Source organism: Bradyrhizobium sp. USDA 3650 (assembly GCF_054057395.1).
The window spans coordinates 3885049-3906843 of the sequence record NZ_JBSRZG010000001.1 but is presented as its reverse complement, the minus strand read 5'-3'; the positions used below and the strand labels follow the sequence as shown (position 1 = coordinate 3906843).

At 62.5% G+C, this 21795-nt stretch carries 15 protein-coding genes and 1 pseudogene; 10 read left to right on the top strand and 6 right to left on the bottom strand.

Going from position 1 to position 21795, the window contains the following annotated elements; genetic code table 11:
- Positions 1–3: 3 nt before the first annotated feature.
- The 4 genes and pseudogenes from tssM (at position 4) to ACVIN2_RS18135 (ending at position 6827) form a co-directional block, all read left to right on the top strand.
- Positions 4–3544 (top strand): annotated as a pseudogene (gene tssM, locus ACVIN2_RS18150) (type VI secretion system membrane subunit TssM).
- A complete protein-coding gene (gene tagF / locus ACVIN2_RS18145; RefSeq protein ID WP_456766586.1) occupies positions 3541–4242 on the top strand; it encodes a type VI secretion system-associated protein TagF in 702 nt (233 codons plus the stop codon). The pseudogene tssM and the gene tagF overlap by 4 nt, the downstream one beginning before the upstream one ends.
- 6 nt (positions 4243–4248) lie before the next feature.
- Entirely contained in the window at positions 4249–5025 is a 777-nt protein-coding gene (locus tag ACVIN2_RS18140) for a PP2C family protein-serine/threonine phosphatase (protein ID WP_456766585.1), read from the top strand.
- Positions 5022–6827 (top strand): protein kinase domain-containing protein, encoded by a 1806-nt coding sequence (locus ACVIN2_RS18135; protein ID WP_456766584.1) that lies wholly within the window; start codon positions 5022–5024, stop codon positions 6825–6827. Before ACVIN2_RS18140 ends, ACVIN2_RS18135 begins: the two co-directional genes overlap by 4 nt.
- 111 nt (positions 6828–6938) lie before the next feature.
- Here the strand turns inward: ACVIN2_RS18135 and ACVIN2_RS18130 are convergent, their stop codons facing one another.
- Together ACVIN2_RS18130 and ACVIN2_RS18125 are read right to left on the bottom strand one after the other, a co-directional pair.
- Positions 6939–7967 (bottom strand): DUF4424 domain-containing protein, encoded by a 1029-nt coding sequence (locus ACVIN2_RS18130; protein ID WP_456766583.1) that lies wholly within the window; start codon positions 7965–7967, stop codon positions 6939–6941.
- A 51-nt stretch (positions 7968–8018) separates the two neighbouring features.
- The gene (locus ACVIN2_RS18125; RefSeq protein ID WP_027568102.1) at positions 8019–8300 is read right to left on the bottom strand and encodes a hypothetical protein; all 282 of its coding nucleotides are present in this window, start codon (positions 8298–8300) and stop codon (positions 8019–8021) included.
- Between the two features lie 158 nt (positions 8301–8458).
- Here ACVIN2_RS18125 and ACVIN2_RS18120 point away from each other — a divergent pair, with 158 nt between their 5' ends.
- From ACVIN2_RS18120 to ACVIN2_RS18110, 3 genes are all read left to right on the top strand, one after another.
- Positions 8459–10225: a hypothetical protein gene (locus ACVIN2_RS18120; protein ID WP_456766582.1), complete on the top strand. Its 1767-nt coding sequence runs from the start codon at positions 8459–8461 to the stop codon at positions 10223–10225.
- Between the two features lie 138 nt (positions 10226–10363).
- Positions 10364–12127 carry a caspase family protein gene (locus tag ACVIN2_RS18115; RefSeq protein ID WP_456766581.1) on the top strand — a complete coding sequence of 588 codons (1764 nt, stop codon included), beginning with the start codon at positions 10364–10366 and terminating at the stop codon, positions 12125–12127.
- A gap of 211 nt (positions 12128–12338) precedes the next feature.
- Positions 12339–12806, top strand: a complete 468-nt coding sequence (locus tag ACVIN2_RS18110; RefSeq protein WP_456766580.1) for a DUF4384 domain-containing protein — start codon at positions 12339–12341, stop codon at positions 12804–12806.
- Positions 12807–12825: 19 nt separating this feature from the next.
- Here ACVIN2_RS18110 and ACVIN2_RS18105 read toward each other — a convergent pair whose 3' ends face one another.
- From ACVIN2_RS18105 to ACVIN2_RS18095, 3 genes are all read right to left on the bottom strand, one after another.
- Complete coding sequence (locus ACVIN2_RS18105; protein ID WP_456766579.1) at positions 12826–14004, bottom strand: hypothetical protein; 1179 nt, start codon at positions 14002–14004, stop codon at positions 12826–12828.
- 91 nt (positions 14005–14095) lie between these two features.
- Positions 14096–15124, bottom strand: a complete 1029-nt coding sequence (locus tag ACVIN2_RS18100) for a hypothetical protein (protein ID WP_275170284.1) — start codon at positions 15122–15124, stop codon at positions 14096–14098.
- Positions 15125–15162: 38 nt separating this feature from the next.
- Entirely contained in the window at positions 15163–17076 is a 1914-nt protein-coding gene (locus tag ACVIN2_RS18095; protein ID WP_456769751.1) for a caspase family protein, read from the bottom strand.
- A gap of 527 nt (positions 17077–17603) precedes the next feature.
- On the opposite strand from ACVIN2_RS18095, the gene ACVIN2_RS18090 reads away from it, so the two are divergent.
- Together ACVIN2_RS18090 and ACVIN2_RS18085 are read left to right on the top strand one after the other, a co-directional pair.
- Positions 17604–18278 (top strand): hypothetical protein, encoded by a 675-nt coding sequence (locus ACVIN2_RS18090; protein ID WP_456766578.1) that lies wholly within the window; start codon positions 17604–17606, stop codon positions 18276–18278.
- Positions 18279–18791: 513 nt separating this feature from the next.
- The gene (locus ACVIN2_RS18085) at positions 18792–20174 is read left to right on the top strand and encodes an OmpA family protein (RefSeq protein WP_456766577.1); all 1383 of its coding nucleotides are present in this window, start codon (positions 18792–18794) and stop codon (positions 20172–20174) included.
- Between the two features lie 391 nt (positions 20175–20565).
- On the opposite strand, the gene ACVIN2_RS18080 is transcribed toward ACVIN2_RS18085, so the two are convergent.
- A complete protein-coding gene (locus ACVIN2_RS18080; RefSeq protein WP_456766576.1) occupies positions 20566–20763 on the bottom strand; it encodes a hypothetical protein in 198 nt (65 codons plus the stop codon).
- Positions 20764–20956: 193 nt separating this feature from the next.
- On the opposite strand from ACVIN2_RS18080, the gene ACVIN2_RS18075 reads away from it, so the two are divergent.
- Complete coding sequence (locus ACVIN2_RS18075; RefSeq protein ID WP_456766575.1) at positions 20957–21781, top strand: papain-like cysteine protease family protein; 825 nt, start codon at positions 20957–20959, stop codon at positions 21779–21781.
- Positions 21782–21795 lie beyond the last annotated feature (14 nt).

Below are 21795 nucleotides of genomic sequence, written 5' to 3'. Positions count from 1 at the left end.
TCAATGCTCGCCAAGGATATTATCCGCATCATTCTTTACGGAGTTGGGCTCAGCTCGCTCGGCTGCGTGATCTATTTCGCCGGTCCCTTCATCGCATTTGGCGACTGGCACCCACTCGAGAACCACATTATCCGCCAGATCGCAATTCTGCTGCTCACCACGGCGGCGGCTGGCATCGGCGGCTTCAGCTACTTCAAGCGACGCAAGAACGCCGAGAAGATCGCCGACGGGATCAGCGCGTCCGATCAGCCTGTCAGCGACGAACCGGTGCTCCAAGAGCGCATGAAGGATGCGCTCGCGACGCTGAAGACCGCAAGCGGAAACAAGTCGGGCTACCTCTACGATCTGCCCTGGTATGTCATCATCGGGCCCCCCGGCGCCGGCAAGACCACAGCGCTGGTGAATTCCGGGCTCAAATTTCCGCTTGCACGCGGGGCAACGCCGGCGGCAATCGCGGGGGTCGGCGGTACACGCTACTGCGATTGGTGGTTTACCGAAGAGGCTGTGCTGATCGACACCGCCGGCCGCTACACGACCCAGGACTCCAACAGCAAGGCTGACAAGGAAAGCTGGCTGGCTTTTCTCGACATCCTGAAAAAGAGCAGGTCGCGCCAGCCGATCAACGGTGTTCTCGTCGCCATCAGTGTCGAGGATGTGCTGATGCTGCCGAAGCAGGAACTCGCGCTTCACGCCGACGCCGTCAGGATGCGCCTGCTGGAACTGCATCAGAGGCTCAAGGTCAGCTTCCCGGTCTATGCCCTCTTCACCAAGACCGATCTGGTCGCCGGCTTCACCGAATATTTCGCCTATCTCGGCGAGGCCGGTCGTCGTCAGGTCTGGGGCGCCACGTTCCAGACGGCCGACAAGACCCAGAATCTGGTGGGGCAGATTCCTATCGAGTTTGACCGTCTGCTGGAGCGCCTGAGCGAGGAGACGCTTGATCGTCTGCAGGACGAACCGACGCCGCAACACCGCGTCCAATTGTTTGGTTTCCCCGCGCAGATGGCGCGCCTCAAGCCCCAGATCCACGACTTCCTCAACCAGATATTCGAGCCGACGCGCTATCACGTCAATGCGAACCTGCGCGGGTTCTACTTCACCTCGGGTACCCAGCAGGGGACGCCGATCGACCAGTTGATCGGGTCGCTTGCGCGCACGTTCGGCGCCGAGGAGGTCGGTTCCGGATCCTATTCAGGAACGGGCAAGAGCTACTTCCTTGCCGATCTCATTTCCAAAGTCATCATCGGCGAGGCTGACTGGGTCTCGACTGATCGTGCTGCGGTCCGCCGCGCGCTGATCATCAAGACCGCGGCGCTGTCCTTGATCGGCCTTGTCTCGATCGGGCTGATCGCGGCGTGGCTGACGAGCTACAAGCGCAATTCCGACCTGATCGAGCAGAGCCTGCAGGCGGACAGCGAATATGCAGCCGCCGGGGCGCCGCTCATCAAGCAGACGCTGATCGACGACCACGATCTCGACAAGGTGTTGCCGCTGCTCTATCGGCTGCGCAACGCGCCCGCAGGCTACGGATTGCGCAACGAGGCGGTGCCCCTGTCGGCCCGCTACGGCCTCAGCCAGCATCAACGCCTGCTGTCGCCCTCCAAGGCCGCCTATCACGCCGCGCTTGAACGCATGTTCCGGCCTCGCCTGCTGTATCGCCTGGAGGAGCAGCTCAACGCGCGCATCAACGAGCCCGCGTTCGTTTACGAGGCGCTCAAGGTCTACCTGATGCTCGGCGGCCTGCAGTCGTCGGACCGCGAGCTGATCCGCTCCTGGATGCAGCGCGACTGGCAGGACAACCTCTATCCCGGCGCAACCAACGCGGAGGGACGACGCCTGCTCGATGAGAATCTCACCGCGATGTTCGACCTCGAGACGGAGCAGCCGCCGCTTGTCCAGCTCGATGGCCGGCTGATCAAGCAGGCGCAGAACTCGCTCGCGCGCCTCAGCGTGTCGCAGCGCGCGTACGAGTTCCTGAAATCCGAGGCGCGGTCATCAACCGCAGGCGACTGGATCGCCGCACGGCGCGGTGGTCCTGATATGGCCATCGTGTTCGAAACTACGACGGGGCAGCCTCTGGACGCTGTGCGGGTGCCCCAGTTCTTTACGTATAGCGGCTTCGAGCAAAACTTCGTCGCGAAACTGCCGGGATTGTCGGAGCGCATGAAGAAGGAGCGCTGGGTGCTGGGCGATGCCGGCCAGCAATCGGCCATCGACCAGCAGTACGACAAGCTTGCCGGCGACATCTTGAATATTTATTCCAACGAATTTGTCACGACGTGGCGAACCGCACTGGGCGGCTTGCGTCTGAAAAAACTGCTTGCCGACAAGCCGAAATACGAGGTGCTGAGGGCTCTTTCCGCGCCAACCTCACCGATGCGGCAAATCCTGGAATCGGTGCGCGACGAAACGGTGCTGACCAAGGAGCGGCCGAAGCCGGCGAACGCAGCGGCGCCTGCCGCGGCCGCGCCGGCACCGGCTCTTTTCACCAACGCCCAGGATGGACCGCCCCGGGGCGACAATCGAAGCGCAGTTCAAACCCTATCATGCGGTGTTGGAAGGCGACAGCACGCACCGCCCGATCGACTCGACCATCGCCAACCTGAACGATATCGCGCAGAACCTGACGCTGATGATCGAGAATCCACAATTGACCGCGCAGGCGACCGCTTCGCTTCAGACCCAGGTCGCAGCCCTGCGCAATAATGCCTCCCGCATGCCGCCGCCGTTCTCCGACATGTTGCGCGCGGCGGCTGCGGAGTTTGAAGGCAACATCGCGGCCTCGACGGCCGGACAGATTCTGCAGACCTTGCGCGATCAGGTCACGCCGGTCTGCCAGCAGACGGTGAGCAATCGCTACCCGTTCGTCCGCGGTAGCAATCAAGAGGTTCCGCTCGCCGACTTTGCCAAGGTGTTCAGTCCGAACGGCGTCATGGACAAGTTTTTCACCCAGTACCTCGCGCCTTACGCCGACACCTCGAAATCGGACTGGGTTTGGCGAAAGGAAAGTCCCGTCGGACGATCGTTCTCCCCCGACACACTGAAGCAGTTCCAGAATGCGGCCTATATCCGTGATGCTTTCTTCCAGACCGGCGGCAGCGTGCCTGCAGTATCGTTCTCGATCCGGCCGCCCGGCGCATCCGGACCCGGCGTGACGGTGAAGACGGAGATCGGCGGTACTACAATCGCGAGCCCGATCACGCCGGGCGCGCCGACCGCCTCGCCGATGTTCGGCGGCGCGCAACCTCCGCCACCGCAACCGCAAAGCAACCCACCGACCACCGTGCTCTGGCCGGGCCCATCGCCGCGAACCGCGATTTCGGTGAGCAACGATACCGGAGCGCCATCCATTCTCGAGCGCAACGGCCCCTGGTCGTTGTTCCGGATGCTGGAGGCGGGCTCTTTGGCTGTGAAGGCGGAAAGCGCCAGTGCGACTTTCATCGTTGCCGGGCGGGAGCTCAACTATCAGATTTCGACCGGATCGTTGCGTAATCCCCTCAACCTGTCCGTGCTCCGCGAGTTTCGTTGCCCGACCGGAATATGACCATGCGTTGCGGGCTATTCGGCAAGATCGGCGCCAAACGCGATTTCATCGCGATCGCAACGCCGCGCAGCTTCCTGGAAGCCTGGGAGCCGTGGGTGCAGGCTGGGCTGTCTGCAAGTCGCCATCAGCTTGGCTCGGGCTGGCAGCAGGCCTTCCTCACTGCGCCGGTGTGGCGCTTCTGGCTCGGCGCTGCGATCTGCGGCACCACGGTGACAGGGGCGATCATGCCTTCGCTCGATGGGGTGGGACGATACTATCCGTTGACGCTGCATGCGGTGAGCGACGAGATCGCCTTGTTGCCGCCGCCGGGCATCGACCCGCAGGATGAATGGTTCGCCAAGGCGGAGGCCTTTCTGCTCTCGACCCTGGACCGCGCCGCAACGTTCGAGCAGATCTCGGATTCGCTGGATCGTCTTGCGCTGCCGCGACTACAGCCTTCGCTCTCCAATGGATCGGACGTGACCGCATTGGGCGCAACGGGGGTGGCAGCGCTTTCAGACGTCGGCGCGTTCGCCCAGTCGTTCACCACGCTTGCTGCCGCAAATCCGCAGATTCATGCCGCTGCCAGTTTCTGGTGGACCGCCGGTGGGGAAGGCTTTCCGTCAATGGCGCTGGCCTGTCGCGGATTGCCAGATCCGTTTCACTATTCCACACTGCTGAGCGGCGATCTCGGCCGTACAGAATCCGGGACCGGGTGACGCGCGATGGTACAAGTCGCATCCTCGTTCGATGTTGGCAGCGTCACCCATGCAGGACGGGTGCGGACGCGTAACGAAGATTCCTGCCTGGTCCGGACCGATGTCGGCATGTGGGCGGTCGCAGACGGCATGGGGGGCCACGAGGCCGGAGATCTCGCGAGCCGCATCGTGGTGGAGTCGCTTGATGCAATAGGCATGACGGATTCCGCCGCCGACTTTCTGGCGGAGTGCGAGGAGCGGCTGTTCCGCGCGAACCAGCAGATACTGACGCTCAGCCGGGAACGGCAGGGCGCAACCGTCGGCACCACGGCTGCGGTTCTGCTCGTGCGCGACGGCTATTATGCCTGTATATGGGCAGGCGACAGCCGGGTGTACCTGATCAACCGCAGCGGCATCAACCAGGTGTCTCATGATCACAGCGAGCTGGAGGAACTGATTGCCGGCGGTGCGGTGTCGCGCGAGGACGTCAAGGACTGGCCGAGCAATGCGATCACCCGGGCAGTCGGCGTCGCCGACGATCCGGAGTTCGAGGTCGTGACAGGTCCGGCCGAGCCGGAAGATGTCTTTGTGATCTGCAGCGACGGCCTGACCAGGCATGTGCAGGACGACGAGATCCTGCAGTATGCAGCCATGCAGCGCGCGCAGGCGGCTTGCGATGATATGCTTGCTTTGGCTCTGGACCGAGGAGGGCTCGACAACGTGACGATCGTAGTGGTGCGGCTGCTGACGCCTCGATCCTCGGAGCCGACGAGAACGCCGCTGGATCGGGAGCCGCAAGCATGAACTCCAACGATCCGTTCCGGTCGAACTATCGCAGTGTGCCGCCCGGCACCCGGCTCAACGGCATCTACGAGATCGAAGCGGTGATCGGTGCGGGCGGGATGGGCGAGGTCTACAAGTGCCGTGAGATCCAGACCGGATCGCCGGTTGCCGTGAAGATGCTGTTGCCCGACATGGTCGAAAACGAGGCGGCGCTTGCGCTGTTCCGGCGTGAGGCGGCGGCACTCCACAATCTTCCGCACGATGCGATCGTTCGCTATTTCCTGTTCACGGTAGAGCCTGTGCTGCAGCGGCCATATCTCGCGATGGAGTTCGTGAACGGCCGCTCGCTGTCGAATATGCTCGACGAAGGCCCGTTGACCTTCGAGGCGCTGGTGAAGCTGATGCAACGTGTCGCGTCCGGGCTGGATGCCGCCCACGAGCATGGCATCATCCATCGCGACGTCTCTCCGGACAACATCATCGTCCCGCTCGATGATGTGAGGCGCGCCAAGATCATCGATTTCGGTATCGCGCGATCGACCCAGATGGGTGAAAAGACCATTATCGGCTCAGGCTTTGCCGGCAAGGACAATTACGCGTCGCCGGAACAGGTCGGGCTGTACGGCAATGAGGTGACCGCCAAATCCGACGTCTACAGCTTTGGCCTCGTGCTGTTTCATGCGCTGACGGGACAGAAGCTCGACATGGGCGGGAGCCAGTTTCAGCTGGTTGAGAAGCGCCGGCGCGTACCCGATCTCGGTGCGGTAGACATGCGCATCAGGCCTTTGCTGGAGCAGATGCTGCAGCCCGATCCGGCGTTGCGTCCAACCATGGCGGAAGTCGCCAGCTGGACGCCGACCGGTTTGGCTCGCACATCCACCGCACCGTTGTCCGGCTTCGATCCGCTGGCGCGGCCCGAAAGTGCCGCGCAGGTGCGACAGGACATGGCGCCATCGACCGCTGCAAGGCGGCGCGCCCCCTGGCTCGGTGTGAGCGTGGCAGCGGTGTTGCTTGTGCTCGGCGGGGGCGGGTATGCTTTATTCGAGCTGGTCCGGTCGGCGCCCGGCGTGCCGACTTTGCCGCCGCCTCCGAAGCTTGCGGGAACGATGTCGCCGACGAAGGCTGAACCCCCGCCAAAGCCCGAACGTCAGGAGACGGCGAAGCTGTCGCCACCGCCGACGGGGACACCCACTCAGCCCAGCGAAGGGCCGGCTCGAGCCGACCGCATCCGCAAATACGTGGCCCAATACTCCGGCGGCGACTGCTTCTTCATCTTGCCGGTTGCGGTTAGTCAAACCGCCGCGGTGATCGAAGGCTTCGGTGCTTCGACGGCTCCGTTTGATACGTTCGACAAGGCGTTCAGGCGGGAGCAGGGATTTGAGGCGTCGGTCGGTGTCAGGCAGGTGACCGAGGCACAGTGCCCTGCCGTGAAGTTCCTGAGCCAGCTCGGGAGCGATCAGACGCGGGTGCCGCGCATCACCTTGTCGGCGACGGAGCTAAAGGGAGGCGAAACCCTCAATGGCACCATCGAGAACTTCGCGAACCGCGTAGTGGAGCTGCTCATGGTTTCGGACCGCGGGGAGGTGCAGAGCTTGTCCTACCTTTTGAGGCCGGGGATCGACTCGCTTTCGTTCACACTCCCGACACCGCGCGCGAACGGTCCGCAACTGCTGTTGGCTGTGGCCACGCCGCAGGTTCTTGACTCGTTGCGCCAGCCGCGACCGACAGCCGCTGATACATTCTTCCTGCAGGCGTTGAGCGATTCCCAACGCAACCATGTGGCGATCACCGCGGCGGCACGCTACGTGTTGCTCACGAACTGATCAGCGCGCCCAGAGCATGATCCGGGAAAAGTTTGAAGCAGTTTTCCGCTGGGATCATGCTCAATCGACAAGCTAAAGCGGGATGGCAGTTCGTCCCAATATGATCGCGGATTAGAATTTTCCGATCACCAGGATCTTCAGGTCGGTATCCGGTTTGAAGTCCCCTGCCGTATATTCGGGCGTGCCACCCGCCGACGATGCCTTGAGCCGACCTTGACAGAAGCTGACCAGGCGGTCGCTGCCGCCGGCTTCGATGGTCAGCTTGAACGATCGGATCGGACCTGCCCAGTTAGCGCCGGTCTTCAGCACGTATGATATGCGCCGCTCCTGCAGCTTCGCGCTATTGGCCTGGCCGTCGCCTGCGCGCTTATCAAGCTCGGCGAGGAATGCATCCGTGACGCAATATTCCTTCCGATAACGCGCGACCTCCGGGCTAAGCGCGCTGTTGCGGCGCAGGCTCGCGCGCAGGATAGTGTCTGCGCTAGAGCCGACGCTCGGCCGGTACTGATGTTCAACGACGACGGTGCGCGCGGGCGGGAACACCTGCTGACGCACGGCGGAGGTCCTGGTGACCCAGCCCGGTGCATATTGCTGCCGACCGTTGTCGCTCACGCCGGCAGGCATCAAGAGCCCATCGTCCACCAGCCGCGTCCGGATTGTTGCGGGCAGGTCGGCTACCCGGATCTCCCGGCTGCCGATGGGCAGCAGCGGCAGCTTGAACTGGCGGAGCTGCGCGCTGACATCCTTGTCGCCGATCATGGCGCGCTGATCGATTGTCAGCGGCGCCGGGCTGCCGTCGACCTTGGTCTCGAAGTCGACGAAGTTCACCGGGTCGTTCGACGGCAGAGCAATATTGTCGGCTTCCGAGAGGTCGATGTCGGGCAGCGGAAAGGCCACAGTCAGCGTAACCGGCTTATTGGTGATGTTGGCGAACTGATACCGAACGCTGACCTTGTCGAGAGCGATACGCAGATCCTCGCTCTCCATGGCCACATCGTTGGTGCGAACGAACTGCAGCCCGCCAATCGACAATTCGGCAGCCGAGTCGTTGGCCCGTGCCGGCCAAGCGGTTGCAACCATCAACGCGGCGATCAGGGCCAGCGGCCGGAACGAAGGCCGGGGCGGCAGTTCATTCACCATGCTAGTCTCCATATGGCGTGGCAACGTCTGCCGGTTCCGCCCGGCAATGGATTAGTCGAGGGCTTGGTAAAGCTCGCCCCATTCGGACTTCCAGACGCCGTCCGGATCCCACACCACGATCGCGAGCTTGACGTCATTGGCAAGCCGGATCGCGCCGCGAAAGGCATCCTGGGCAGGCAACGGGGCGCTGACCTGGTCATTTGACAGCCGCCCGCCGCTTGCAGCGGCCGGCATCACGACCGATCCAGTGGCGCTGTCATTGTCGCGTTTCAGGACCAGCGTGATGGCGTCGGGCTGGACTTCCTTGACCTGTTCAAATCTATTCCTTGTCATGGATTTGCACCGCAAGCTGAAGAATTCGGACTATCACCGTCCAGTGATAGAATTGAACGGGATCGAGATTGGTCACCACTAATTGACGCGCCGCATTCACGGCATCTCGGATTAGTCGGTCCGGCGCGACGATCGGTTCGGGGTACACTGAGGCGAATATGTTTCGTCGATTTTGCTGGACTTGGGTCTTCATCGCCGGTGCCGGCATTTTCGCCGCCCTGGCGCACGCCGAGGATACGGTCGTGCGCAGCTTCGCCGGCGGTTCGGCGCCCTCGATGGTAGGCATCGTTCCCGCCAGCGAGGACGTGGAACTGGGGGGGCCCCAAGCGCTCAGCGCCGACGGGCAGGGCAACCTGTACGTACTCGACCAGATCAACGGCCGCATTCTCGAGTTTGATCCCAAACAACCGAACTCCGCCCCGGACGTCCTGAAGATGCCGAAGGATGTCCAGCCGACCGACCTTGTCGTTCACAACGACGACATCATGGTTTGGGACGGCGGCGTGCGCACGTTGAAGGCAGCGGCCCAGCAGTCCACGCGTGGGCTCGGCGACGAGATCCAGCTCGAGGAGGTCTCAAGCCGCGGCGTGGACGATCAGGTCGCCGCCTCCGCCTTCGCCCAGATGGGATCGCAGCCGCCAGGCAGCGCAACCGACCTACTCGACCAGAACACGCGCGCGGCCGTCATCGGGCAGGGGCGGCAGCCCGATCGGCAATACATCGCGTCCCGCAGCAAGGGCTCGGTCATCGCCGACATCCTCCCGGACAAGGGCAATTCCAGCGTACGGATCGAGATCCAGACCATGGTCACGAACGAGAGCATTGGCGCGCTCGGTCTGCGCGTGCGCGACCAGCTCGGCACGGTCGAATTTCTCGAGATTGACAACAGCGACCGCTTCTATGTGCTGGCCGAGGACATCCCGCCGTCGGGGAAGAACGCCTCGACCTTCGTCGCACGCTATGCCGCGAACGGTCGTCTCGAAGGAATCTACGAACTGCCACTCGAGAACACCCCGCTGACAAGGCGGTTCGTCACCGTCTCGGGTGATGGCGATGTCTATTTCCTGCGAACCAAGCCAGACGGTGTCGAAGTGGTTGGCGTTGGCTTCAAACCGCTGGGCAACGTGTCGCTCATCGACGTGCGGCCGTCGCGGACCTCAGCGAAGCCGGCCCCGGGCCCCGAGGGCCGGCCCGGCCACGACGTCAAGTTCAGCGCGCCTGCCGCGGTCCGGCCGTCAAATCGTCAGCAGGCGATCGAGACCGCGTTCGCATTCGAAGGCGTGCAGTGGAGGCTGACGCAGGCGAACTATGGCAACGATCCGGATAGCCAGTGCAGCGGCTTCAACCGCATTCGCCGGCCGTGGTATCTACAGGGCAAGGTGAACCAGGAGGTGCGCGGCGTACCCTATTGCTGGGGCTGCCACGGTTCGCTCGCAAACTTCCGGCAGCGGATCGAGAGCGGGACGCTGGCAGGCAACGTCTGCACCCGGAACGCGCCGCGGCCGGACGCGGCGGGCGTTGACTGTTCGGCCTTCGTCAGCGCCGCCTGGGGACTCTCGGTCCACTACACGACCGCCGCCATCCCGGCGATCGCGACGCCCGTGTCGAATCCCTGGGACCTCAAGCCCGGCGATGCGCTCAACAAACCGGGCTCCCATGTGATGTTATTCCTGCGGTTCACGCCCGATCGCAAGGCGGAGGTGATGGAATCCTCGACCGGTGGATGCAATGGACGCGTCTGCCGCAACGTCTATCCGTTGGCGAGCCTGCTGGCACGTGGCTACAATCCGGTCCGTTTCCGTGCCTTCGCGGATGACCAGGCGACGGTCTCGGTGGACGCCTATCCAGAGGACGATGCCCCGACGGGGGGCAAATCGACGGCTGCCAAAGCCGCGACCAACAAGCCGGCGACCAAGAAGCGCTGAACCCCCGGTGTCCTCGGCGCTACAGATGACTATGAACTACCGCCTCGATCCGACAGTCCGGTTCCGGGGCGGCCTGCATGACGTCGAGGTGGATCAGGGATGCGAAGCTCCAGAGGATTTGACCACAGGTTCGGCCGCTTGTGCGTCGCCATCGCGCTCGCCGCGACGATCGGCCTGCCGCTGCAGCATGCTCGGGCGGCGGAAGCGCTTTCGATCGGCAATCCGGATGGCGGTGCCGTGCGTGGGCTCGTGATCGGCATTGATGATTATCAACACGTCCGCAAGCTGAAGGGGGCGGTCGCCGACGCCGCCGATATCGTCTCCAGCCTGAAGACGATGGGGGTTGGCGACGTCGTCGAGCTGACCAATGCTCAAGCGGACAGGGCGAGCGTGCTGCGCGAAATCAGCGCGATGGTGGAGCGGACAAGGAACAACGATCTCGTCTTTCTGTCGATCGCTGGTCACGGCACGCAGGAGCCGGAGCGCATCAAGGGCTCGGAGCCGGACGGCATGGAGAACGTGTTCCTGCTGCCAGGCTTCGAAACCACGCCGACTGGATCGGTCGAACGTATTCTGGGGAGCGAGTTCAACCACTTCATCCGGCAGTTCGAACTTCGCGGTGCGAAGGTGATTTTCGTCGCGGACACCTGCCACGGCGGCGGAATGGTGCGCGATATCGATCCACGGGCTGAGGAGATGAGCTTTCGCCAGGTGCCTCGCTACACGCTGCTGGTCGATGAATTAAAACCGGTGTCGGACAGCAACGATCCGAAGTCCGAGCTCGATCTCGATCACACCGCGTTCCTGGCCGCCGTTGATCGCAATACCAAGGCCCCGGAAGTGCGAATCCCCGGGATCGATGGCCTGCGCGGGGCTCTCAGCTACGCGGTGGCGCGGGCCGTAGAGGGCAGCGCGGACATCAATCACGATGGCAAGGTGACACTCAAGGAGCTCTTCGCCAACGTTCGCCAGGTCGTCTATCAGCTTTCAGACCAGCGCCAGAACATCGTGACGATATCGTCACCCGCCCAGACGCCGGAGACGGACGTCGCGTTCGAACTGACGCGCGGGGTGGTGCTCATTCAAGGGCCCGCTCCGAGAACCGCCACTGCTCAGGCAACGGTTCCCGCCGATGGGAAGGCGCCCCCCGCACCGGTTGCTACGACGAAGACTCCGACGGTGCCAGCCCTTGCCGCCGCGCCCAATTCAGCTCCCGGCAATCCAGTTCCGACCGGCACCGCGCTCGCCGGCACCGCACCGGCGCCCATCCGTCTTTCAACGCCAATCCGCCTGGCGGCGCTCGACGGCAAGATGAGCTATTTCTCGGGCGTGAGCACCAAGGATGTCACCGTGCAGGCGGTTCAGCCGACGGACAATCCCGACTTGATCTGGGACCCCGTGTCTCATGACGTGATCGCCTGGGGCGATGTGGTCGCCTACGGGATGGAGGTGGCCAATTTGCCGACGGTCGTGGATCGCACCGCGGCCATCCGCGAGCTCAAGCGAATGGCGACTCGTTCACCCCAGACGATGCGTATTTGGCCGGACGATCGACAGCAGCGCGCCGGCCAGACCATCGAAGTTGAACTGTCCGACGTCGCGGCGAGGGCGCTATTGCTGTTCAATGTGTCCGGCGATGGAACCATCCAGATGTTGTATCCCGTGGGTACGGATGCGCCGTTGGCCAAATCGCCGAGCTTGCGGCTGCCGCTCAGGGTGGGCGAGCCTTTTGGCGCCGAGCAGATTGTCGCGGTGACCTCGCAGCAGCGCATGTCCGACCTTGAGACCGTCCTGATCCAGCTGAATCGGCGTCGTGCATCGGGGCAACTGATCAAGAGCCTCGAGCGTTACCTGCCAGCGGACGCGCGGATCGCCTCGGTCGGCTTCTTCAGTGCTCCCTGACAGTTTGACCGGGGGAGCCATGTTGCCATCGGAGCCGATCCGCCGCGAGCGAATATACCTCGCGTTGCTGCTCCTGTTGACGAGCGAGCCCGCGCACTCAGCGCCATTGCCCCCGGAATCCCCGCATGCAAGCCCGCCGATCTCTTCATCGCTTTGGCGCATCCAGGTCACGCGCGGACAGACCAGTGCGGTGCAGAGCAATTCCGCGAACGTGTCCCTCGAGATCCTGCCGGGTCCGACGGTCGAGGTCGGCGGCAAGGTATCGTTCGGCGTAACTTCCAGGAAAAAGGGCTACCTCATTCTGGTCGATGTGGATGCGGAAGGACGCATGTCCCAGATCTTTCCGACTCCCGAGTTGGTGGAGCAGTCGGACGAACGCGACATCAATCTTGTCAAGCCCGGCGTCCAGTTCATCGTGCCGACGCCGACAGCGCGGCAACGGGGCTTCGAGTATGTCGTTGCCCCCCCGACCGGCGCGGCAATCATCGTTGCGATCCTCAGCGAGCGGCGTGTGCAATTGCTCGATTTGCCGGATCTCCCGCGCAAGCTGCAGAGCCAGGCCGACGCGTTGAGCTACCTGGCGGCCTGGACCAGCGAGTTGCGTGTGCCGGACAGCGCCAACGGAAGACTGCTGTCGAACAATTGGTCGCTGGACGTCAAGTCTTATTCCATCAAGTAAGCCCGGGCCTTCGACTGGCTCAGAACTTGAAACCAAGCGTGAGAGTGCCGGATGTTTCCATCTTGCCGTCAACCGAGCAGCTGCCGTTGAGCGCGATGTTGACGCGCCCGAACTTCGCGATGTCGACGTTGACTCCGACGCGGGAGAAATCTGTTGGCGAACTCGGGATCATGAAATTCACGTTGTCGAGCGCCCAGAAGGGCAGCTTGCCCTGCAAGTCGGTTTTCCAGAGCAGTTCGACAAAAATATGCCGCAACGCGTCCGGGTCGACGATGATGGTACCTTTGCTGTCCCTGACCACAAAGCCCATCTCGTCGATGTGAAAGTTGCAGATCCGCTTCGCGACGGCACAGTGCACCGAGGTGAGATCGGGCAGGATCTTCGAATCGCCGAACCGAGCCGAAGCCTTGGGATCAATCGCCGGCCCGGTTCGCGGGTCGGTCGTCGCAACCGGTCTTTCTTCCGGAAATGTCTGCCAGATTTGCCGAAAGCCGATGCCCTCGGTTGCCAGGAACGAGGCGTTGCCGGCGAAATGACCGCGGCCGGATCGTTCTCCACGAAAAAAAACACTGTTGCCGGCGGGATATTTCAGATTCGTCAGCACGTCGAGAAGCCGGTTGTGATCCTTGGCGACGAAATTGATGCCGTCGAGCACGAGCCGTCCTGCCTCCAGGTGCGAACCGATGTGCTCGTCGAGATCGACACCAAGACCCTCCACCCGCCGGTAGATATTCCTGAACACTTCGGTGTCTCTCGCCGTAACGACCCGGGCCCGTCGCAGCGCGTCGAGACGCCGCTCATCATCTTTCTCCAGAATGTAGATCCGGCACAGCCCGGGCCGGTCGATCGCAATGTCGAGATGCACGTGAGGAGCTTTTCCGGTCTGCGTGAAGCCGACGCTCTTGACGCCTGCCTTCAGCCACGGGTCATAACCCGGCATGTCGATCTGGTCAGAACCGAGCCGCGGCGCCTTGCCGGCGGCAGCGAGCAATTGCCGCCAGTTGTCGCACATGAAGTCAAAGCCAAGCGGATTCCAGTACGGCACAAGGTCGTGGATTTTATAGAAGCCGTAGAGCTGAATCCCGGCTTCGTGCAGCTTCAGCGCGACCTTGTTCATGTCCGCCCGCATCGCGGCGCGGTCCTGCCCCATGTTGCCGGCCATCGGTGCGGTGTTCGGGTCGAAGGGGCTGCCCGTCATCTGCGAAGGTCTCCTCGCGTGGCTACGGCGGAAGCTAACAGGTGGCCGGTTGGCCGGCTAGTCCGCGATGCCGCAGCCGTTCCCGCAAAGTCTACAGCTTGCTCAACCGGCCGTAGAAACCGCTCCTGGCGATCATGTAATGAATGTCTTTCGGAAAAGGAAAAGCGTCGCGAACGTTTGAAATCGCCGTTTTGAGGAATTCACCGTGATGCGACGCGGGCTTGTGGCCGAGGGGAACTTGGTCGGCGACCTGCGGAATCATGAAGCGGTCCACGTAAGCTGGATCCAGATCATTGACCCTGACCATCTGCCCGAAGGCTGGAAATGCGTCATAGTGACCTACGCTCACATTGAGGTTCTTGAGGGCAGGGCGCGGCGATGGAGCACGATCGCCATCGGGCGTTGCTAGTCCGCGTCCGAGCAAGTCCAGCTTCACCGATTGCGAAAGCGTCGACGGACCGTAGACGACCTCGAGTGCGCAGGTGCTCTGCGCGGACAACCATTGGTACCAGAAAATCGCATCATCGGGATGTGCCATCGCGCCATAGAGGCAGTCAAATCCCCAGCAAGCCGACAGGTTGGGCTGATATTTTCCGAGGCTTCCGACCAGATTGCGCATGCCGTTCCCCCCGCCAGAATGGCAAGCGATGATGAGCTTACCGATCCGGAGTTGGGGTACGCTCTCCGAGCCAAGCTTGGTCCCGAAGCCGGGACCGGTTCCGAGAGCAGGAGCCAGCCACTTGGCAAGAGCCCCCAGTATTTCGTCGAGGTAGCGTTCGCCCCATTTGGCGGAGGCCAGATCCTTGACGCTGTAGTTGCCGGCAAAGCTGTCGCCGACGGCATATTCGTAGCCCAGAAATGGCGCGATAAGCACAACGTCCCTGCCGGAATCCCGGACCTGTTCGCGCAAGCGCGCGGGATCATTGCGGAACAGGTATTCATGATCCCTGACATAGAATCCATGCAGCCAGAGCACGACGTCGAATTTGGTGGCGCTCGTGAGGTGCTTCGGCGGGAGATAGACCGCCGTCGGCCTCATGCCGGGCGCCTGCCGTTTGGTGAAGAGGGTCACACCTGGAAAGGTGCCGATATCCTTCTGCTCCAGTTCACACGTTGTCACTCAGATCGCTCCGCTTCGGGCACCTCTTCTGCGGCGCGCTAGTTGCAGACCTCGGCATTGGCATCGTTGCCGGGGCCGCCGCCGCCGCGATATTCGAGATGGCAGCCGCGGTTGACCGCGCGACAGCCGCTGTTGTTGCAGAATAGCTGTCCGCCACTCGAGCGGCGGCTGGCGCCAGCCGCAGCAGCAATGCCCGCAGCGCCACCAAAGCCGCCGGCCGCTCCGGCAGCCTCTCCGCCGGCTTGACGACGCTGCCGTGCGGGACGCTCGTCGCCGTCGTCACGCTTTGCGGTCGCAGGCTTGGCGGTCGCTGGCTTGGCGGGCTTGGCGGCGCGCTGCTTCTCGCACTCGTTGTCGTCGTTGAGGAACGAGCCCTCGGCGCAAGTGATCTTGCTGCACTGGTCGCCGTCGGCTCGGTAGCCGTGGTCGCAGATCATCGGACAGATCCGCGACGACCGGAGCTTGATCGCATCGAGCGCATCGACGCTGGCGAGCTTGGTGTCGAATTTGGTCCCCGCTTGGCGATTGAAGAGCTTCAGCGATCGCTGGGAAGCCGCATTCCATTCGCCATCGACGGCACCCGTGAAGCACCCGACGCGGCTCAATTCGCTCTGTAACGACTTGGCCAGTTCGGCTTGAGGGACATCGGTCCTAGCGAGATCGACTTGGTGCGGCCCGTCGCTCAAGGCAGCGATCGCGTCGCTCTGGACGGACTTAGCTGCCGGAGGCGAACCAACTGCGGCGGAATTCTTGGTCGCGGACCTCGGGCTGAGTGCAGCGATGATCGATGCCTCGGAGGCGGCCCGCTTCCGCTCGGCATCAGTCGCTTGCTGCTGGGCCACCTGCTTTGTCGTTTCGGCGGCAATGCGGGCGTTCTCCGCGGCCTTCAAGTCTGCGGCCGCCCTTTCCTGGTCGGTGCTCTGGGCGCCTTCGGAAGCCAGCCGAACGCGCTGCTGTTCGGCCTGCGCTTTCTCGGTTGCCTCAATCCGTGCGTCCTCCGCCTCGATCTGGTTGAGCTGAAGCTTTGCCAGACTGGCGTAATATCCTTCGGGATGCTGGCTCAGGAATACGCCCAAGGCGGCCTTGTTGTTGAGTTGCAACGCCAGTTCGTAGTCACGGCGGACCTCGGACTGGGGATTCTGCGCCGCGGGCTTCGGTTCCTCTTTCTTGGCGCTAGGCACGAGAGCAACGTCCTCGCCTCCCAACGAGCCGTAGACGTAGGGCTCCTGCCGGTTTCCTGTGGCTTGCAGGACGTCGTCGCGGACAAAGCCGAAGACCCTGCGCAGGTCGAGGCCGGGCTTTGCGATGTATTTGACCAGAGCCGCCGCGTACGGGCTGTTCTTGCTATTGCCGTCGAGCGCCGTCAATCCGGCCTTTGCGGCGAAGGCGATCAGCGTATTGGACACGGTGGGCTCGACCCTCGCAAGCCCGCGACTGATCGATCGTGAGGCGACAGTTCGCTTCATGGTGTCGGCAAAAGGATTGTTGCGGCAAGCATCGACGATCACGACCCGTAGCTGCTTCGCAGGCTCGATCGCCAGCAGCACACGGTCCAGCGAGAAAGCCTCGTCATAAATGTCCGTATCGCGTTCAAGCCTTGCATCGGTCGGGATCAGATAGTTTGTGCCATCGATCTCGATCCCATGGCCTGCGTAGTAGACGAGAGCAATGTCGGCGTCGCGTGCTTGATCAGCAAAATCCCTCAGGGCTCGCTTCATGTCCGTCGCGGTGAGATTGAGCCTCGAGTCGACTACGTCAAACCCTGCGCCTTTCAACGTCGCTGCGATGGCGGCGGCGTCGTTGGCCGGGTTGGGAAGCAGGGGTGCGTTTTGATAGGTGGAATTGCCGACCACCAAGGCCACACGCTTCATCGCGGAAGCCGGCTCAGCAGTCAGGACCAGCAAGGCGCCGAGGACAAGGGCGAATAATCTGATTTGCGTATAGAAGCTCATGGCGAAACGTCCAGTATCAGCCGAGCGGGGAGCGTCAACGGAGGTGGCCGCGCAGAATGCTAAAAAATGAGCTCTCGGCGGCCGCTTGTCTCCGTTTAGGAGTAGTCTCGAGCCCGATCCATTCCTAAATTTGTCGCGCATTTCAGTGAATGCGTTCAAAGGCCTGAGACGATTGTCGTGCCGGGCACGTTGGGCACGGTTGGCGCGTATAGGGGGAGTGCTGTAATTTAACGTGCTGATATTTAACGACTTTTTGGTCTTATGCGATGGCTTCGTTGAAGCGTACAAGGGGCTAGGCTTGCCTAGAATCGGCGTTCCGCTGGCGGCACATCAAGCGGAAGTGAAATCCGGTGTTAGACCTGCGGATCGATAGCTTTAGCGAAAGCTCTTGGCCAGCTTTGGCCGATCGTCGAGGTCTTGCAGGGATCAGAAAAGGAGTTGCAGCGGCATAGGCGGCATATTACGGAAGTGCCTGCCTCAGGCTTCGCTTTTCGTTGATCATCCGTCGGCATTGACTCGTCACGACCATGATGTCGACGAGCACGGCAAGCGAAGGCGGAGGCTATCGCGTCGTAGCGGCGGAGGTGGCGGCCCCCTTTATGCCGTTCTTCCTGCCCCTGAAATATTTGGCAGCCTTGCGCATGTCCGTTCCGCTGAGAGTTTATATCACGCCGTTTGCCGATAGAGGCGTTCTCGAGCCTGCGCAATGGGATTGCGACACGGCCAAGAAGGCGGTTGATGTCGTCAATACGATCTGGTCGAAGGCCAAGATCGCATTCGTGATCAGTGATTCCGTGATGGAAAGGCCGCTGGACATGGCAAAGAGCCGGCGCAGCAGCGACGAGGTCCTGCTGGGTGTTCTGGCCTCCCGGCATGACCCCGACAATGCGGTCCACATCTTCCTCGTCAATTCTATTCCAAATCTGAACGCCGGCGGGGGCTCGTTTCCGAACGGCGCTCCCGAGCCGACGAGCTTCGTCCAGTGGTATGGCAATGACCACGCCAATGGACGCGCCTGGGCACACGAGCTTGGGCATCTGATGGAGCTCGATCATGTCGAGATCGATTATTCCAACGAGAAGCAGGCGGCGCAGCGCGTCAAGAACCTCATGGTGCCTGGGTTGAGTGCAGGCAGCGATTTGACCAGCCAGCAGATCGGCACGGCCAAGGGGTCAAAGCTTGTCAAGAGATTTGGCGGCTAACCCGCGTCCGAAGCTCCACCATGCGATTGATCCGCGCAGCGTCATCGCTGTCTAAATTAGATAAGCGGGCAGCCGCATTCGGAAAACGGGCTTGGTTTCTGTTCAAACACATGATCGAGAGCGCGACAAAGGCCACCCGGATCACCGACGTTGCGGTGAGCACCTATCTCTGCCGACCTCCGAAATTGTGACCGGAACCGGGCGGCTCGCCGCTCAACGCGCTCCGAGTCTGAGCCACCCCTACCCAGCGTAACCCGCTCTCGAAATTTCACCCGAGGCTCAGATAGTTCTCCGGCTGCAGCGCACCTCGCACCCGCAGCCGCCATCTACTATGCATGGGGTTGTTTTCGACCTTTGTCGTTCGGCCGCGGATTGCGCATTCGCCGGAGCGCCGAATCGCATCGCGACCGCAGCCGCGAGCCTGCAGATCCGCGCCGGGTCCATTGAACGCCGTCGCGCTTCGCCGCGACCAAGAGGCGCATCCTGCGGTCGAAACCTCTGTTGGAGGAGCCCATGGCACCGTCCTACAAACCTGTCCCGCTCGTCGGCGCGGCATTCAGCTCAAATTCCAGGACCGGCGGCAGCGTTCCGGCCGCTTTCGACACCTTCCTCTACCAGCCGACTGGCGGCTTCAAACACGTCAAGCTCACGATTAAGCTCAAGATCAGCCTCAAACAGGCCAGGGGATTTCTGCCGGTCCAGCTGGACGCCGACAAAAAGCCGTTCCTCACGACGCCGTGGACCGACGCCCAGTGGTCTGCGTTCGTCAACAGCGCGTCGGCGCAGGTCAACCTATGGAATAACAGGTTCTGGCTCGTTCCGCCGCCCGCCTTTTCGGGGCTCGACGAGGTCTACCAAAAGGATCCGTTCTTCAACAAGTTTCCGAACAAGATCTTTCGGCCGAACCTGCTGTGTGCACTAGAGGTCGACTTCTCGCCCGCAAGCGGTGCCCACAGGACCATCGAGGTCACCAACCTCAACGCCGCCTTTATCACCGCAACCGGCAGGGTGCCCGATCCCGGGGTATTTCGCTCCCACGCGTTTCTTTACGACTCGTTCGACGCGACCCCATGGGCGTTCCCTCTCGGCCACGCCCCCGGCATGCCGGCAAGCCACCCCGTGATTGCTCACGAGATCGGCCACGCCATCGGGCTCGACCACATCGGTGTGCTGACGAAGGCGCCGATCTGCCAGCTCGCCGCGAATCTCAACACGGCAAATGTCGACCGGTATCTGCCCGCGGGAAGCCCGCTCGCGGGCGGCACGAACGCGCTGGTCTGCTATGGCTCAACGAACGCGGCACTCGCGAGCAACATCATGGGCGCCGGCCAGGCATTCTCCAGCGAGAACGCGAGGCCCTGGCTGTGGGCCCTGTACACGCTGCTGGACAAGCTGCTCGACAAGCCCGAGCCGATCACAGAAAAGGCCAAGTGGCGGGTGGTCATGACAGATCCAGGGCCGGGCCGCTGGATCGATAACGGCTTGGACATCATCACGTCGGATCCCGGTCCCGTGCGAGTCACCGCCAATGATGACTCGCTGATCAGGATCAGCGGAGACGTCTTGTTCGATACCGACAAATCGAACATCAAGCCGGAGGCCAACGCGGCGCTGGAGAAGGCCGCAGCGGACATCAAGGCGAGAATCGGCCCGCGCCTGCGATATGTCCTCATCAACGGGCACACCGACGCGACAGGCTCGGCAGACTACAACCAGCGCCTGTCGGAAGCGGCGCGCGCCAAGGCGGCCGCCGATTGGTTCGTCACGCGCAAATATCTCGAGCGCGCCAAGATCCGGACGCAGGGTTTCGGGAAGACCCAGCCCCTTTCGCCGAACACGGATGAGCCGGGCCGAGCCAAGAACCGGCGGGTCGAGCTTCATATCGTGAACAGCTGACGCGCTGATGCGCGAACTGTCATCGTAGTTCGTCGGGGGAGCGAACATGCCTGCTCGCGTCGGGGCATTCGTGGACTACCTCGTGGAGTGCATGGGCGGCACTCGCGGACCCCAGACGATCAACGCCGCACCGCCGCCGCCGAACTAGACAGACGCGCGCGGCAATCCTTCTCGAACCTCTGCGAGCCTCGGACCGGTTCAACTAGTATCGAGACGCGCTCGCTGGGCCGCAGCCCGGATGGGCGGACTGACGGCTCGACCCTGTCAGCTAGGGGGCCCTGAATTATTGAGGAGGTTACCGCCTCGACCAGTTGGGCCGGCGCGAATGGCTTGGACCGCATCGCGCTGCGCGGCACTCCGTTCGCCGCCCACCTGTGAGCGCTATCTCCAGTCACGTAGAGGATTGCGCAGCGGGGATCGTGCTGCCGCGCCAGGCGGGCGAGCTCCCATCCGTCCATCCTGGCCCGAGATTGATGTCGGTCACCAAAGCGCGCGTCAGGAGTGTCGCGCCGAGCAGCCTGATCCCCTCCTCGCCCGATGCGGCGCTGAGGACGCCGAAGCCGTCCTCGCTCAAGGTTTTCTCCAGCATCTCCCGAGGCGCCAGTATTAAGCGCGTCCTCTGGACGATTCTCACGGTCAACGGGCGCGATTGCCGAAAGTGGGAACTCGCGCGCGGTGGGGTGGTTGGTGGCGATACCGCGCCGCAGCAATGGCGGTGGCGAGCCATTGGCGCGCCTGTTCTAACTGCGTAGGGTGCGCATTGAAAAAGTGAGAGGTCGATCATGCCCTTGCCGCGGCCCGTGCCTTTTGTAAGCCAAGCCAATGATCCCACAGGTTGCTGGTGGGCATGTGCACGCATGCTGCGCTTATACTACGGGGGCGGCTATGCCAGTCCGCTGCAGTTGCCGGAACTCGAGAACGAAGACGGCACTCATCAACGACTGGGAGGGGACGCGTATAACAAATTTATGAGAAACGAGGGTTTAAGCTTTCTTCACAAGGACGTTCCGACTTCCACAGCGAAAGATATCGACCTAGCGCTGACCGCGCTCGGGCCAATCATGGTTAGCTGGGACGGAGGTCTACACGTATCGCTGGTCGTTGCCGTCCTCGGGGTGGACTTGTACCACCATGATCCCGCCGTTGGACCCAATCAAACGATGCCGGTGAACAGGTTCAATATTTATCGCACCGGTGGAGGCGCCTTCAAGGGTGGAATGCTGGTGCGCGACCCGCAGCTCAACCAGTGGGCTCGATACCAGAAAGAACTCGTTCTCGCATCAGACGGAGTGACAAAAAAAGATGGATGGCCGACGGGCTGGTGGCGTGTGTGGGACGGCAGCACATGGTACTATTACCTCGCCAACGACAGTATCGCGATGTCGAGTAAGACGGCACCGTCCTCGCCCGGCCCCCCGGCCAAGCCACACAACACCGGCAGGTGGGTTTTCACTGATCCGAGTACCCTCGCGATCACTTGGAGGCCGGCCGCCGGCACTACGAAGCCGTGCGTGGAAACGTTCTGGAACGCGTCGCGCGAGTGCGAGCGGATGAACGCGAATTCGAACCTGTACTCACCGCTTGCGGCGACCCGGTTCGGGAAGTGAGGCGGTGCCGGAAG